This is a genomic window from Thiohalobacter sp. COW1 (genome assembly GCF_016629505.1).
GTDB classification, from domain to species: Bacteria; Pseudomonadota; Gammaproteobacteria; order Thiohalobacterales; family Thiohalobacteraceae; genus Thiohalobacter; species Thiohalobacter thiocyanaticus_A.
This window is the reverse complement of the sequence record NZ_AP024239.1, coordinates 1597404-1611563: the sequence shown is the minus strand read 5'-3', so window position 1 is coordinate 1611563 and position 14160 is coordinate 1597404. Positions and strand designations below refer to the sequence as shown.

General features: G+C 65.5%; 15 protein-coding genes and 1 pseudogene. 9 read left to right on the top strand and 7 right to left on the bottom strand.

From position 1 onward, the window contains the following. Positions 1 to 6 precede the first annotated feature (6 nt). From ribD to COW1_RS07450, 8 genes are all read left to right on the top strand, one after another. Positions 7 to 1080, top strand: a complete 1074-nt coding sequence (ribD, locus tag COW1_RS07485) for a bifunctional diaminohydroxyphosphoribosylaminopyrimidine deaminase/5-amino-6-(5-phosphoribosylamino)uracil reductase RibD (protein WP_201346061.1) — start codon at positions 7 to 9, stop codon at positions 1078 to 1080. A gap of 319 nt (positions 1081 to 1399) precedes the next feature. Next, entirely contained in the window at positions 1400 to 2056 is a 657-nt protein-coding gene (locus COW1_RS07480; RefSeq protein ID WP_096365644.1) for a riboflavin synthase, read from the top strand. A 74-nt stretch (positions 2057 to 2130) separates the two neighbouring features. Beyond that, positions 2131 to 3234: a bifunctional 3,4-dihydroxy-2-butanone-4-phosphate synthase/GTP cyclohydrolase II gene (gene ribBA, locus COW1_RS07475; RefSeq protein WP_096367514.1), complete on the top strand. Its 1104-nt coding sequence runs from the start codon at positions 2131 to 2133 to the stop codon at positions 3232 to 3234. Positions 3235 to 3298: 64 nt separating this feature from the next. Beyond that, positions 3299 to 3775: a 6,7-dimethyl-8-ribityllumazine synthase gene (gene ribE / locus COW1_RS07470; RefSeq protein ID WP_096365646.1), complete on the top strand. Its 477-nt coding sequence runs from the start codon at positions 3299 to 3301 to the stop codon at positions 3773 to 3775. Between the two features lies 1 nt (position 3776). Continuing rightward, on the top strand, positions 3777 to 4277 hold the full coding sequence (gene nusB / locus COW1_RS07465; protein ID WP_096365648.1) for a transcription antitermination factor NusB: 501 nt from the start codon (positions 3777 to 3779) through the stop codon (positions 4275 to 4277). A 7-nt stretch (positions 4278 to 4284) separates the two neighbouring features. After that, on the top strand, positions 4285 to 5262 hold the full coding sequence (gene thiL / locus COW1_RS07460) for a thiamine-phosphate kinase (protein WP_201345913.1): 978 nt from the start codon (positions 4285 to 4287) through the stop codon (positions 5260 to 5262). Positions 5263 to 5390: 128 nt separating this feature from the next. After that, positions 5391 to 5906, top strand: a complete 516-nt coding sequence (locus COW1_RS07455) for a phosphatidylglycerophosphatase A (RefSeq protein WP_201345912.1) — start codon at positions 5391 to 5393, stop codon at positions 5904 to 5906. Positions 5907 to 5963: 57 nt separating this feature from the next. After that, on the top strand, positions 5964 to 6650 hold the full coding sequence (locus COW1_RS07450; RefSeq protein ID WP_201345911.1) for a flagellar brake protein: 687 nt from the start codon (positions 5964 to 5966) through the stop codon (positions 6648 to 6650). 90 nt (positions 6651 to 6740) lie between these two features. Here the strand turns inward: COW1_RS07450 and folE2 are convergent, their stop codons facing one another. The 7 genes and pseudogenes from folE2 to COW1_RS07415 all read right to left on the bottom strand — a co-directional run bounded on the left by folE2 (position 6741) and on the right by COW1_RS07415 (position 11696). Then, the gene (gene folE2 / locus COW1_RS07445) at positions 6741 to 7559 is read right to left on the bottom strand and encodes a GTP cyclohydrolase FolE2 (protein ID WP_096367515.1); all 819 of its coding nucleotides are present in this window, start codon (positions 7557 to 7559) and stop codon (positions 6741 to 6743) included. Between the two features lie 13 nt (positions 7560 to 7572). Next, a complete protein-coding gene (gene queD, locus COW1_RS07440) occupies positions 7573 to 7956 on the bottom strand; it encodes a 6-carboxytetrahydropterin synthase QueD (RefSeq protein WP_201345910.1) in 384 nt (127 codons plus the stop codon). A gap of 46 nt (positions 7957 to 8002) precedes the next feature. Next, positions 8003 to 9904, bottom strand: coding sequence for a 1-deoxy-D-xylulose-5-phosphate synthase (gene dxs, locus COW1_RS07435; RefSeq protein WP_201345909.1), 1902 nt, complete (start codon positions 9902 to 9904; stop codon positions 8003 to 8005). 76 nt (positions 9905 to 9980) lie between these two features. Beyond that, positions 9981 to 10886 carry a (2E,6E)-farnesyl diphosphate synthase gene (gene ispA / locus COW1_RS07430; RefSeq protein WP_242466516.1) on the bottom strand — a complete coding sequence of 302 codons (906 nt, stop codon included), beginning with the start codon at positions 10884 to 10886 and terminating at the stop codon, positions 9981 to 9983. Next, on the bottom strand, positions 10873 to 11106 hold the full coding sequence (locus COW1_RS07425) for an exodeoxyribonuclease VII small subunit (RefSeq protein WP_096365662.1): 234 nt from the start codon (positions 11104 to 11106) through the stop codon (positions 10873 to 10875). Before COW1_RS07425 ends, ispA begins: the two co-directional genes overlap by 14 nt. Positions 11107 to 11210: 104 nt before the next feature. Next, complete coding sequence (gene brnA, locus COW1_RS07420) at positions 11211 to 11441, bottom strand: type II toxin-antitoxin system BrnA family antitoxin (RefSeq protein ID WP_096365664.1); 231 nt, start codon at positions 11439 to 11441, stop codon at positions 11211 to 11213. After that, positions 11431 to 11696 (bottom strand): annotated as a pseudogene (locus tag COW1_RS07415) (BrnT family toxin). Before COW1_RS07415 ends, brnA begins: the two are co-directional and overlap by 11 nt. A gap of 282 nt (positions 11697 to 11978) precedes the next feature. Here COW1_RS07415 and COW1_RS07410 point away from each other — a divergent pair. Beyond that, on the top strand, positions 11979 to 14141 hold the full coding sequence (locus tag COW1_RS07410) for a type I secretion system permease/ATPase (RefSeq protein WP_201345908.1): 2163 nt from the start codon (positions 11979 to 11981) through the stop codon (positions 14139 to 14141). Positions 14142 to 14160: the final 19 nt, after the last annotated feature.

The following is a 14160-nucleotide window of genomic DNA, read 5'->3' as shown; positions in this document are numbered from 1 at the left end:
CGTTACATGAGCCGCGCCCTGCAGCTGGCGCGCCGGGGGCTGTATACCACCGATCCCAATCCCCGCGTCGGCTGTGTGTTGGTGAAGGACGGCGAAATCGTCGGCGAAGGCTGGCATGAACGTGCCGGCCAGCCCCATGCCGAGGTGCATGCCCTGCGGGCGGCCGGCGCGCGCGCCCGGGGGGCGACGGCCTATGTCACGCTGGAGCCCTGCAGTCATCACGGCCGCACGCCGCCCTGCAGCGAGGCGCTGATCGGGGCCGGTGTCGACCGGGTGGTGGCGGCGATGCAGGACCCGAACCCGCAGGTGGCGGGCGAGGGCCTGGCCCGGCTCGAGGCCGCCGGCATTGTCACCGAATCCGGGGTGCTGGCGAGTGAAAGCGCCGCGCTCAATCCGGGGTTCATTCAGCGCATGCGCAACGGCCGGCCCTGGGTACGCTGCAAGCTGGCCATGAGCCTGGACGGGCGCACAGCGCTGGCCTCGGGCGAGAGTCAGTGGATCACCGGGCCGGCGGCCCGGGCCGATGTGCACCGGCTGCGCGCGCGCAGTTCGGCCATCCTCACGGGCAGCGGTACCGTGCTGGCGGACGACCCCTCGCTCACGGCACGACCGGATGGGATGGATGACTCCGAACTGCTGCAGCCGCTGCGGGTGGTACTGGACACGCGGCTCACCCTGGCGCCCACGGCGAAGCTGCTCAGTCAGCCTGGTCAGACTCTGGTGCTGACCGCCAGCGACGATGCCGCACGGCGCCAGGCGCTGGAGGCCGCCGGCGCCGAGGTGGCGGTGCTGCCGGTGCGCGATGATCGACTGGATCTGCCCGCCGCGTTGAGGCTGCTCGGTGAGCGTGAGCTCAACGAGGTCATGGTCGAGGCCGGTCCGACCCTGGCCGGGGCGATGCTGCAGGCCGGGCTGGTGGATGAACTGGTGATCTACCTGGCCCCGCAGCTGCTGGGCGATGCGGCCCGGGGACTGTTTCATCTGCCGGGTCTGGCCACCATGGCGGACCGCGTGGCACTGACGATCGAGGATATCCGCGCGGTGGGACCGGACTGGCGCATTCGCGCCCGGTTGAAGTGATTTGGGAATGGCCACGGACTACACGGAAAGCACGGACGAATCAAAATTCTTGAGACCTTGCAAATGCCTGGAAGGTTGCCCGTCATCCCGGCGAATGCCGGGATCCAGGAACCACAGCGGATAATGGATTCCCGCCTTCGCGGGAATGACGGTTTAGCCATGTAGGTCGGGTTTGCGCAGCGTAACCCGACATATACGGCGGCAACGTCGGGTTACGCCCATTCGGGCTAACCCGACCTACGATGCCATGAAATTTTGGTTTGTCCGTGCTTTCCGTGTAGTCCGTGGCCATTTGAGAATTTGAAGAGAGAACCGACCCATGTTCACAGGCATCATCCAGGCCATCGGCGAGATTGCCGCGCTGCAGCCGGGCGGCGAGGATACCCGTGTTCGCGTCCGCACCGGTAAGCTGGCGCTCGATGACGTCTCACCCGGCGACAGTATTGCCGTCAACGGCGTGTGCCTGACGGTGGTGGAACTGCCCGGCGACGGTTTCTGGGCCGATGTCTCCGGCGAGACCCTGGCGCGTACCGGCTTTCGCGACCTTACGGTCGGGAGCCGGGTGAACCTGGAACAGGCCCTGACCCCGACCACTCGGCTGGGCGGTCACCTGGTCAGCGGCCACGTGGACGGTGTCGGCACGGTGCTCGAGCGCCGCTCCGAGGGCCGTTCGGAGCGTTTTCGCATACAGGCGCCCGCGGGTCTGGCAAAATATATCGCCGAAAAGGGCTCGATCTGCGTCGACGGAGTGAGTCTCACGGTCAATGCGGTCGAGGGCGCGGCCTTCGATCTCAACATCGTGCCGCACACCCTGCAGGAGACCACCATCGGCGGGTACCGCAGCGGTACCCGGGTGAACCTGGAGGTGGACATCATCGCCCGCTATCTGGAGCGGCTGTTGCTGGGCGAGCGGGCGGCCGAGCCGGGCAGCGGGATCAGCGCTGCCTTTCTGGCCGAGCATGGATTTATCAAATGACTTTTTCCGTCATTGCCGCGCTGAGCATCGCAATGTCAGGTAAGGACTGAATGCAGGTGGACACCACAACCAATATGTCCCTGAACACCACACAGGAACTCATCGACGATCTCAGGCAGGGCCGGATGATCATCCTGATGGATGACGAGGACCGCGAGAACGAGGGCGACCTGCTGATGCTGGCCGACCGGGTGCGTCCGGAGGATATCAATTTCATGGCCAGATACGGCCGCGGCCTGATCTGCCTGACCCTGACCCGCGAACGCTGCGAGCAGCTGGCGCTGCCTCTGATGGTGCGCGACAACACTGCCCAGCACGGCACCGCCTTCACCCTGTCCATCGAGGCCGCCGAGGGCGTGACCACCGGCATCTCCGCCCACGACCGCGCCCGTACCGTGCAGGCGGCGGTGGCGCCGGAGGCGAAACCCGCCGACATCGTCCAGCCGGGGCATGTCTTCCCCCTCATGGCCCAGCCGGGCGGTGTGCTGACCCGCGCCGGCCATACCGAGGCCGGCTGCGACCTGGCCCGGCTGGCCGGGGCCGAACCGGCCGCCGTGATTGTCGAGATCCTCAACGAGGACGGCAGTATGGCGCGGCGGCCGGATCTGGAGAAGTTCGCCGCCGAGCATGACCTGAAGATGGGCACTATCGCCGATCTCATTCACTACCGGATCGAGAACGAGACGACGGTGGAGCGCGCGGCCGAATGCATGCTGCCGACCGAATTCGGCGAGTTCCGGCTGATCGCCTACGAAGACTGCATCGACGGCGATACGCACCTGGCACTGGTCTGCGGCGAACCGGACTACAATCAGCCGGTACTGGTGCGGGTACACGTCCAGGGTGCCCTGTGCGACCTGCTGAGTGCGACCACTTCCGACTGCGGCTGGCCGCTGCGCCGGGCACTGCAGCGGGTGGCCGACGAGGGCAGCGGCGTGGTGGTCGTGTTGGGCAAACCGGACGACCCGCAGGCGCTGATCCACCGCATCCGCGCCTATGCCGAGGGCGGCCTGGGCGAGCCGCGCCGCCAGCGCGAGGAGTTGCGCACCTACGGCATCGGCGCCCAGATCCTGGCTGACCTGGGCGTGACCCGCATGCGGGTGCTCAGCGCGCCCAAGAAGATGCATGGCATTGCCGGCTTCGGCCTGGACGTGGTCGAATACGTGGAGCCGGATTGAATTGTTCCGTCATTGCCACGCTTCGCTCGCAATGACGAATGTATAACCGAAGGATAAGTGGAACATGACCGACATCACCGAAATCGAAGGCGGCCTGACCGTCAAGGACGCGCGCATCGCCCTGCTGGTGGCGCGCTTCAACAGCTTCATCGTCGACAGCCTGCTCGCGGGTGCCGTCGACTGCCTGGTGCGCCACGGCGCCGAGCGGCGCGATCTGAAGATCGTGCGGGTGCCCGGCGCCTTCGAGATGCCGCTGGTGGCAAAGCGCCTGGCGGCGAGCAAACAGTATGACGCCATCATCGCTCTGGGGGCGGTCATCCGCGGCGGCACCCCGCATTTCGAATACGTCGCCGGCGAGTGCACCAAGGGGCTGGCCCAGGTGGGTCTGGAACACGATATTCCGCTGGCCTTCGGCGTGCTGACGGTGGACACCATCGAGCAGGCCATCGAGCGCGCCGGCACCAAGGCCGGCAACAAGGGCGTGGAGGCGGCCATGTCGGCCATCGAGATGATCAACCTGCTGCGCAACCTGGAGACCTGAGATGGCCGCACGCCCGGCGACCGGCAGGTCTCATCCCAACGCCGCCCGCAGCCGGGCCCGGCGGCTGGCCATGCAGGCCCTGTATCAATGGCAGTTCACGGCCATGGATGCCCATGACATCCTGGCCCAGTTCGAACAGGACGAGGCCGAGTTGCGCAATGCCGACCGTGGCTACTTCCGCGAGCTGGTCGAACGCGTCATCGCCCGGGCCACGGAACTGGACGCCTGCTATGCGCCGGCCCTGAATCGCCCGCTTGAGGAGGTCAATCCGGTCGAGCGCGCCATCCTGCGTATCGCCACCTATGAACTCATGCATCGCATCGACATCCCCTACAAGGTGGTGATCAACGAGGCCGTCGCCCTGACGCGCAAGTTCGGCGCCGAGCAGGGCCATTCCTTCGTCAACGGTGTGCTCGATCAGGTCGCGCGGCAGCTGCGCGGGGTCGAGCATCCCCGGGGTGAATCCGGGGGCGGCCTGCCGGGGACGGGCGGCGGCGCCTGAGACCGCCATGCCGATCGGCGAATTCGATCTCATCGCACAGTATTTCGCCGGGCTGACCCCGGACCGCGACGACATCCGACTGGGTATCGGCGACGATGCCGCGGTGGTCAGTGTCCCGCCCGGGCAGGAACTGGTCATCGCGGTCGATACCCTGGTCGCCGGCGTGCACTTCCCTGCCGGCACCGATCCCCGCGCCATCGGCCACAAGGCACTGGCGGTCAACCTCAGCGATCTGGCCGCCATGGGTGCCGAGCCGGCCTGGGCGCTGCTGGCCCTGACCCTGCCCGAGGCCGATGAGGCCTGGCTCGCGGCCTTCGCCGCGGGCTTCGGCCGACTGGCGCGTGACTCGGGAATCGCATTGATCGGCGGTGACACCACCCGCGGCCCGCTGAGCGTGACGGTGACGGTGCATGGTCGGGTGCCGGAAGGCCAGGCGCTGACGCGCAGCGGTGCCAGGCCCGGCGATGCGATCTATATCAGTGGCGGCCTCGGCGCGGCCGCGGCCGCGCTCGCATCGTCCGACAGCCCGGCAGACTCTGAGGCAAGGCAGGCATGCCGGGCCCGGCTGGATTATCCGGAACCGCGACTCGCTCTGGGGCAGGCACTGTGCGGACTGGCCAGCGCGGCCATCGACATCTCCGATGGCCTGTTGGCCGATCTCGGCCACCTGTGCCGGTCCAGCAGTGCGGGTGCCGAAATCGACGTGGATGCCGTGCCCCGACATCCGGCGCTGACGCAACTGGTGACGGGCGATGACGTGGCCTGGTACGACTGGCCCCTGGCCGGCGGCGATGACTACGAACTCTGTTTCACTGTGTCCGGGGAAAAGGAGCCGAAAATCACCACGTTGACGGAGACTCTGGGCATCGCCCTGACCCGGATTGGCCGGATCACCGCGGGAGAAGGTCTGGTGCTGCAGCATGCCGATGGCGGCGGCTATCAGGCGCATGGAAAAGGCTATCAGCATTTTGCGCCGCAATCGTAGGATGGGTGAAGCGCAGCGCAACCCATCGTGGTACGACCTGTTGATGGGTTGCGGCACACGGTGCCTCCACCCATCCTACTGCGTGTCTGCCACAGGGGCGCGCCCGGCATGTCGCTGATGAGAAAGAAATGAAACAACCCACCCTCCACTGGTTGAAGGACCCCCGCCATCTGCTGGCGCTGGGCTTCGGCAGCGGCCTGGCGCCGGTTGCCCCCGGCACCTTCGGGACCCTGGCCGGTGCCATTCTCTACCCGCTCATCGCCGGGCTGGGGCTGCCGGTCTATCTGCTGGTTGTGATACTGGCCTTTCTGCTCGGGGTCTGGGTCTGCGGATATACCGCCCGGGCGCTCGGAGTGCATGATCATTCCGCCGTCGTCTGGGACGAGGTGGTGGGGTTGTGGATCACCCTGGCCGCCGTGGCGCCGAGCTGGCCGGCTCTGCTTATCGGCTTCGTTCTGTTCCGCCTGTTCGACATCCTCAAACCCTGGCCGATCCGCTGGCTCGACCGGCATGTGCAGGGCGGGCTGGGCATCATGATCGACGATGTGCTGGCGGGTGTGTTCGCCGGCCTCTGCCTGTGGCTTGCGGCCGCCGTCGGCTGGCTGCCGGCCTCAGGAAATGCCGTCGGCCTGCCGATACTGTAGTGATATTGCCCGACGGGAGGCCCCATGGGCGGCGGGCAGGGCAAAGGACAGTCGTTCATGGCAAAGGCGGAAGCAGATCAGGTCGTGGATCTCAAGCTCGGCGTCGGCGATGTGCTGCAGGTGCAGTTCGTCAGCCAGGAGCAGCGCAAGTACGCTGCCAAGGTAATCGGCTACCTGCCCAATGCCAGCCTGGTGATCACCACCCCGCGCATCGACGGCAAGGTGATGCTGGTGCGCGAGGGCCAGCCGCTGGTGGTGCGCATGCTCTCCGGCAACACCTGCTACGGTTTCAACAGCCGCATCATCCACAACAGCATGCGCCCCTATCCGCATCTGCACCTGGCCTACCCGGATGAACTGGAGCGCATTGTGGTGCGCAAGGCCGTGCGGGTACAGACGCAGCTGCCGGTTATAGTCTCCCATCCTGCACCCGAGGACCCCACCCAGAGCCTGGACAGCCGGGGTACGATTCTGGACATCAGCACGGCCGGCGCCTTTGTGGCCAGCGATAGTCCGCTGGGCGGAGCCGGCGACCTGATCAGCATGACCGCCCGCGTACCCATCGCCGGTGCCGAGAAATATCTGAAGATGCCTGCGATTATCCGCTCCGCGAAAGCCGCGGAGACGGCAGAAGGCTCAGGGCGTTATCAGTACGGAGTCGAATTCCAGCTCATCGAGCATATGGATACCATCCTGCTGCATGGCTACGTGTTCGAGCAGATGCAGAATCAGGACATGCAGTGATTGCGAAGATCCATGCCCGCAACGGGCATGCTGAGGTTAAGAGGCTGGGATTCAGGGCAGCTGATGCTTCGCTGCCGGTCACCGGGTGGTTCAGGCCTGTTCGCTTTCCTCGTCCTTGATGATCATGGCGTAGGCCGAGTGGTTGTGGATGGACTCGAAGTTCTCCGATTCCACCACGTAGGAGCTGACGCGCTCGTCGGCGTTGAGACGGGCGGCGACGTCGCGCACCATGTCCTCGACGAACTTCGGGTTGTCGTAGGCGCGTTCGGTGACGGCCTTCTCGTCCGGGCGCTTGAGCAGGCCGTAGAGTTCGCACGAGGCTTCCTGCTCGACCAGTTCGATCAGTTCCTCGATCCAGATGAAGCCCGTGGTGCGGACGCTGACGGTGACGTGCGAGCGCTGGTTGTGCGCGCCGTAGTCGGAGATCTTCTTGGAGCAGGGGCACAGGCTGGTCACCGGCACCACCACCTTGATGTTCATCTGTGGCTGGCCGTCATGGATCTCGCCGATGAAGCTGACGTCATAGTCCATCAGGCTCTGCACGCCGGACACCGGCGCGGCCTTCATGACGAAGTAGGGGAAATTCATCTCGATGTGGCCCGACTCGGCGTCAAGCAGCTCGGTCATCTCGCCCAGCATGTCCTTGAAGGATTTGACCGTGATCTCCTTCTCGTGGCGGTTGAGGATGTCCACGAAACGCGACATGTGCGTGCCCTTGAAGTTGTGAGGCAGGCTGACGTACATGTTGAAGTTGGCGATGGTGTGCTGCTCGCCGTCGGAGCGGTCACGCACCCGCACCGGATGCCGGATATCCTTGATGCCGACCTTGTCGATGGCGATATGCCGGGTGTCCGGGGAACTCTGGACATCCTCGATCTCTTTGCTGACCTTGGCGGAGGCGGGTTTCATCTGGCTCATCGTTTCACTGGTCCTCTGTATATCGCACACAGGCACGGTCGGTCTCCCACAGCGTGACCGAACGGATGCGTATCCTGTCGTTGTTCAGTTCCGCGGCCAGCTCCCGGTAGAAGTAGGCAGCGATGTTCTCCGCTGTCGGGTTGACCTCGGTAAAGGGCTCTATCTCGTTCAGGTAGCGGTGATCCAGGCGCTCGCCGATACGGCGGGCAGCGTTCTTGATCACCTTGAAGTCAATGCCCATGCCGACCTCGTCCAGGGCACTGGCGTCGACCTCGGTTTCGACCTTCCAGTTATGACCATGCATGCGTGCGCAGGCGCCGGGATATTCCCGCAGCGTATGCGCCGAGGCGAATTCGGTCAGAACCTTGAGTGTATAACGGGCTGGCACGGGATGAGATACCTGAATCAGTGTGGAAATTGCCGGGCTCGAGCCCTTAGCAGACTAAGCGATCCGCACGGCCTGCGCAATTTTCATCAGCCTGCCAACGGTTTATTGCCTCCAGGATGCCGGCGGTGTCGAGCCCGCACTCGGCCAGCAACTCCTCGCGGGTGCCGTGCTCGACGAAGCGGTCGGGCAGGCCCAGTTGGAGTAGCGGCCGCTGCACGCCGTTGGCCTGCAGGCATTCCAGCACCGCCGCACCGGCCCCGCCGGCGACGGCGTTCTCCTCCAGGGTCACCAGCCGCTCGTGCCTGGAAGCGACTTCGCGCAGCAGGGCTTCATCCAGCGGTTTGACGAAGCGCATGTTGATCACGGTGGCGTCAAGCTGTTCAGCGACCTCCAGTGCCGGCGCCAGCAGGCTGCCGAAGGCGAGCAGGGCGATGCGGCCGCCCTCGCGACGGGTCTCGGCGCGGCCGATGGGCAGGGTGTCCAGATCCGGCTCCACGGTCAGGCCGGGGCCGCGCCCGCGCGGGTAGCGCACCGCGGCCGGTCCGGCGTGACGGTGGGCGGTGCTGAGCATGCGCCGGCATTCGGCCTCGTCGGCCGGGGTCATCACCACCAGATTGGGGATGCAGCGCAGGTAGCTCAGATCGAAGGCGCCGGCATGGGTGGGGCCGTCGGGGCCGACCAGCCCGGCGCGATCGATGGCGAAGGTTACCGGCAGGTTCTGCAGGGCGATGTCGTGGATGGTCTGGTCATAGGCCCGCTGCAGGAAGGTGGAATAGATGGCCACCACCGGGTGCAGGCCGTCGCAGGCCATGCCGCCGGCGAGCGTGACGGCATGCTGCTCGGCAATGCCGACGTCGAAATAGCGCTGCGGGAAGCGCTCGGAGAATTCCACCAGCCCGGAGCCCTCGCGCATGGCCGGGGTAATGGCGACCAGTTCGGGATCGGCCGCGGCCATGTCGCACAGCCAGTCGCCGAACACCTGGGTGTAGGTGGGGGCGCCGGGCTTGCCGCCGCCGGCGTCGGTGCCGGTGTGCGGATCGAACTTGCCCACGCCGTGATAGGCGCAGGGGTTGTCCTCGGCCGGGCTGTAGCCCTTGCCCTTGCGGGTGACGATGTGCAGCAACTGCGGCCCTTTCAGCGCACGGACATTGTGCAGCGTCTTGACCAGGCCGGTCACGTCGTGCCCGTCGACCGGGCCGATGTAGTTGAAGCCCATCTCCTCGAACAGGGTGCCGGGCACCACCATGCCCTTCATGTGCTCCTCGGCGCGTCGGGCCAGTTCGGCCACCGGCGGCAGGTTGCGCAGTACCTTCTTGCCGCCCTCGCGCATGCTGGAGTACATGCGCCCGGACAGCAGCCGGGCGAAGTAGTTGGACAGCGCGCCCACGTTGGGCGAGATCGACATGTCGTTGTCGTTGAGGATGACCAGCAGGTTGGCGCCCAGGTCGCCGGCGTGGTTGAGCGCCTCGAAGGCCTGGCCGGCGGTCATGGCGCCATCGCCGATAATGGCGACCACCCGGCGGTTCGCACCGCTGTGGGCGGCGGCGATGGCCATGCCGGTGGCCGCGCTGATGGAGGTACTGGAATGGCCGACACCGAAGCTGTCGTAGGGGCTTTCGTCGCGCTTGGGGAAGCCGGCCAGGCCGTGGCGCTGGCGCAGGCTGGCCATGCGCTCGCGGCGGCCGGTGAGGATCTTGTGCGGGTAGCTCTGGTGACCGACGTCCCATACCAGCCGGTCATCCGGGGTGTTGTAGACATAGTGCAGGGCCAGCGTCAGTTCCACCGTCCCCAGCCCCGCGGCCAGATGCCCGCCGGTTCTGCTCACCGAGGCGATCAGGAAGCGGCGCAACTCGTCGGCCAGGGGCGCGAGCTCGGACTCCGGCAGCTGACGCAGGTCGGCCGGGGAATCGATGCGCTCGAGCAGAGGGAAGGGCTGGGAGTAGGGCATCAGGCTGGTACCGTATATAAACGTAGCATTATCCGGCGTCCGGCGGGGTGATTCAAGAATACCGCGGGTGGGGGGATCAGTGGCTGCGGCGCAGCAGGTGGTCGGCCAGGCCCTGCAGCGGCGCGGCCTCGGCGCCGAATTCGCTCAGCGCCTCGCGCGCCTCGTCGATCAGGTCCCGGGCCCGCTGCTTCGCCTCGGCCAGTCCCAGCAGGGCGGGGTAGGTGGGTTTGTTGCGGTCCTGGTCGCTGCCGGCGGTCTTGCCCAGCACGGCGGTATCGCCCTCGACGTCGAGCACGTCGTCCTGGATCTGGAAGGCCAGCCCCAGGCACTTGGCATAGCGGTCCAGCGCCTGCAGCTGCGGCTCCGGGCAGTCCGGGCGGCTGAGCGCGCCCAGCAGCACGCTGACCCGGATCAGGGCCCCGGTCTTGTGGATGTGCATGTCCTCCAGTTCCAGCAGGGAAAGCTCCCGGCCCACCGCGGCCAGATCGATGGACTGGCCGCCCACCATGCCGCGCGAACCGGCGGCCAGCGCCAGCTGCTCGATCATGCGCAGGCGGGCGGCGGCATCGGCCGCCATATCAGGGTCGTGGGCCAGGGTGTGGAAGGCCAGCGCCTGCAGGGCGTCCCCGGCCAGGATGGCCTCGGCCTCGCCATAGACCTTGTGGCAGGTGGGATTGCCGCGGCGCAGGTCGTCATCGTCCATGGCCGGCAGGTCGTCGTGGACCAGGGAATAGGCATGAATGAATTCCACCGCACAGGCCGGGGCGTCGAGCGCCTCGGGGGCGGCGCCCACCGCCTGACCGGCGGCATAGACCAGCACCGGGCGGATGCGCTTGCCGCCATTGAGAGTGGCGTAGCGCATCGCCCGATGCAGGGATTGCGGGTGGATGTCTTCGCCGGGCAGGCGCGCGGCCAGTGCGGCCTCGATGCGCCGCTGGCAGTCCGCCAGGAACCCCGGAAAGCCGCCGTCAGTCGTCTTCACGTTCCAGCGGGACGGGCTCGCCGTCCTTGTCCAGGAGCTGTTCGACCTTCTGTTCGGCCTCGGAAAGCGCCTGTTGGCAGGTGCGGATCAGCTCGATGCCGCGCTCGAACGAGGCCAGCGAGGCCTCCAGGGACAGGTCGCCCTGTTCCATCTTCTCGACCAGGCCTTCCAACTCGGCCAGGGTCTTCTCGAAATCGGGTTGTGCCTTTTTGCGTGCCACGGCGGTGCGGGTGTCCTAGTCTGGGAGCCGGCTACGGTAGCGTGACGGGGCGGGGCGGTCAATGCGGGCCTGCCGTGTGCGCCGAACTCAATTGTCAGCCTTTTTTACTTGGACGTCTGTTGCTCGAGACGCTCGGCCAGCCAGACCTTGATGATGGATTGGCGTGTCACGCCCAGCCGACTGGCCTCCCTGTCCAGGGATTCGATCATCCAGTCCGGGAAATCCACATTCACCCGACGCTGCTTCTGCTGCGGGCGGCGCGCCTTGCTCTGGTCCAGCGCCGCCGTCACGTCCTTGCCGTTATCAAAATCCGCATCAAACTTCTTAGCTTTCATACAAGGCCACCTCTTCAGGCCGCGAACGACGTACGGAAATTATCCGGATGTGCTTGCTGCGGTAGGTGATGACCGCAGACCAGTGTTTACCCTGCAGTCGGGCTATATGACCAGGGATCTCGGTTCGTCCTCCGTGCGCGCCGGAATTTCGAGCAGGTCGGGATCACGCCAGAGTTCCTGGGCCTGGATAAAATCGATCCCGTGTTTCTCCTGGTTGGCCCGACTTTTCCGCTCATCGAACTCAAATGCCAACATGGTATATAAAATATACCTTTATGGTGTGTATTTCAAGCGCATCACGGGGGCAGGCTTGGCATTCCCGCATCAAACTGAGACAGGGACCGTGACATGATGGTAACGCAATAACACTGAAGGTCGCCTGCATCAGGCAACCGCCTCTGTCAGCATTGGCTTACAGGATTTTCAGCCTTATTAAGGGCTTGGCCGCTTGATCCCCGGCCTGGTAAGCAGGGTATAGTCGGGCGGAGGCCGCAATACGGCCGGGACAGGGATAGTCCATCAGCAGCAAGAATAACAATGCCGCACAAGGTCGACGAAACCGAACAGCTGGATACCGGGGCAGTGTGCCTGGCCCTGGCCGCCCGCGTACTGGGCGTGGCTGCGGAGCCGGCACAATTGCGCCATCGCTATGGCCGCTCGGATCAGCCGCTGGTGGAAGGCGATCTGCTGCGGGCGGCGCGTTTCCTGGGTCTGAAGGCGCGGGCGGTAGACAGCGACTGGCAGCGTCTGGGCCGGACCGCCTTTCCTGCCATTGCCCAACACCGGGACGGCCACTGGCTCGTGATCGCCCGCCTGGAGCGGGACCGGGCCCTGATCCAGGATCCCCTGGAACAGCGTCCCCAGAGCCTGCCGCACGAACTGTTCGACCAGGCCTGGTCCGGACGGCTGATCCTGCTTGCCCGGCGTGCGAAGCTCCTGGATGAACGCACGCGTTTTGGATTCAAGTGGTTCCTGCCCGCCATCCGCAAGCACCGGCGCCTGTTCACCGAGGTGCTGGCGGCCTCCTTCTTCATCCAGCTGTTCGCCCTGGTCACGCCGCTGTTCTTCCAGGTGGTGATCGACAAGGTGCTGGTGCACAAGGGCCTGACCACCCTGGATGTACTGGCGGTGGGGCTGCTGACGGTGTCGCTGTTCGAGGTGGTGCTTACCGGTCTGCGCACCTATGTGTTCTCGCACACCACCAACCGCATCGACGTGGCGCTGGGCGCCAAGCTCTACCGGCATCTGCTGGCGCTGCCCATGAGTTATTTCGGTGCCCGCCGGGTCGGCGACTCGGTGGCGCGGGTGCGGGAGTTGGAGAACATCCGCAACTTCATCACCGGCTCGGCGCTGACCCTGGTGATCGATCTGTTCTTCACCGTGGTGTTCCTGGCGGTGATGTATTACTACAGTCCTCTGCTGACCTGGATCGTGCTGGGCTCCATCCCCTTCTATGTACTGCTGTCGCTGGTCGTCACCCCGCTGCTGCGGGCGCGGGTGAACGAGAAGTTCAATCGCGGCGCAGAGAACCAGGCCTTTCTGGTGGAGTCCGTCACCGGGGTGGAAACGCTCAAGGCCATGGCGGTGGAGCCGCAGATGCAGCGGCGCTGGGAGGAGCAGCTGGCCGGCTATGTGAGCGCGAGCTTCCGGGCTACCAACCTGGGCAACATCGCCAGCCAGGTGGCTGGTTTCATCAACAAGGTTGTGATCGTGCTGATCCTGTGGATCGGCGCCCGAGCCGTCATCAAAGGCGAGTTGAGCGTGGGGCAGCTGATCGCCTTCAACATGCTGGCCGCACGGGTGAGTGGTCCCATCCTGCGGTTGGTCCAGGTATGGCAGGATTTCCAGCAGGCCGGCGTTTCCATCCAGCGCCTGGGAGACATCCTCAACACCCCGACCGAGCCTGGCTATGACCAGCAACGCTCCTCGCTGCAGCGGCTGGAAGGCCATATCCGCTTCGATCATGTCTTCTTCCGCTATCGCCCCGACGGCGCCGAGGTGCTGCACGATGTCTGTCTGGACATCCCCGCCGGCGAAGTGATCGGCGTGGTGGGCCGTTCCGGCTCGGGCAAGAGTACGCTCGCCCGCCTGGTGCAGCGCATGTACATTCCCGAGCAGGGCCGGGTACTGGTTGACGGCGTGGACCTGGCTATGGTGGATACCGCCTGGCTGCGCCGGCATGTGGGCGTGGTGCTGCAGGAGAACGTGCTGTTCAACCGCAGCGTGCGCGACAACATCGCCCTCAGCGACCCCGGCATGCCGATGCAGCGGGTGGTCGAGGCTGCAAAGCTCGCCGGCGCCCACGACTTCATCCTGGGACTAGCGGAGGGTTACGACACGCGTATCGAGGAACAGGGTGCGAACCTCTCCGGTGGTCAGCGCCAGCGCATCGCGATTGCACGTGCCCTGGTCACCAATCCCCGCATCCTGGTCTTCGACGAGGCCACCAGCGCGCTGGACTACGAATCCGAACGCATCATCCAACTCAACATGCGCCGCATCTGTCGGGGTCGCACCGTCATCATCATCGCCCACCGCCTGTCCGCCGTGCGCCAGGCGGACCGCATCATCGTCATGGAACAGGGCCGGATCGCCGAGCAGGGCACCCACGATCAACTGATCCAACGCGACGGGATGTATGCCCGACTCCATGCTCTTCAGCGTGGTATATCCAGGAAGACAGTGAATTCTCATGAATAGGAAACGGCATGAAATTGAT

Coding starts and splice junctions, on each gene's coding strand:
- ribD (WP_201346061.1), top strand. CDS start 7: ATGAGCCGCGCCCTGCAGCTGGCGCGCCGGGGGCTGTATACCACCGAT.
- COW1_RS07480 (WP_096365644.1), top strand. CDS start 1,400: ATGTTCACAGGCATCATCCAGGCCATCGGCGAGATTGCCGCGCTGCAG.
- ribBA (WP_096367514.1), top strand. CDS start 2,131: ATGTCCCTGAACACCACACAGGAACTCATCGACGATCTCAGGCAGGGC.
- ribE (WP_096365646.1), top strand. CDS start 3,299: ATGACCGACATCACCGAAATCGAAGGCGGCCTGACCGTCAAGGACGCG.
- nusB (WP_096365648.1), top strand. CDS start 3,777: ATGGCCGCACGCCCGGCGACCGGCAGGTCTCATCCCAACGCCGCCCGC.
- thiL (WP_201345913.1), top strand. CDS start 4,285: ATGCCGATCGGCGAATTCGATCTCATCGCACAGTATTTCGCCGGGCTG.
- COW1_RS07455 (WP_201345912.1), top strand. CDS start 5,391: ATGAAACAACCCACCCTCCACTGGTTGAAGGACCCCCGCCATCTGCTG.
- COW1_RS07450 (WP_201345911.1), top strand. CDS start 5,964: ATGGCAAAGGCGGAAGCAGATCAGGTCGTGGATCTCAAGCTCGGCGTC.
- folE2 (WP_096367515.1), bottom strand. CDS start 7,559: ATGAAACCCGCCTCCGCCAAGGTCAGCAAAGAGATCGAGGATGTCCAG.
- dxs (WP_201345909.1), bottom strand. CDS start 9,904: ATGCCCTACTCCCAGCCCTTCCCTCTGCTCGAGCGCATCGATTCCCCG.
- brnA (WP_096365664.1), bottom strand. CDS start 11,441: ATGAAAGCTAAGAAGTTTGATGCGGATTTTGATAACGGCAAGGACGTG.
- COW1_RS07410 (WP_201345908.1), top strand. CDS start 11,979: ATGCCGCACAAGGTCGACGAAACCGAACAGCTGGATACCGGGGCAGTG.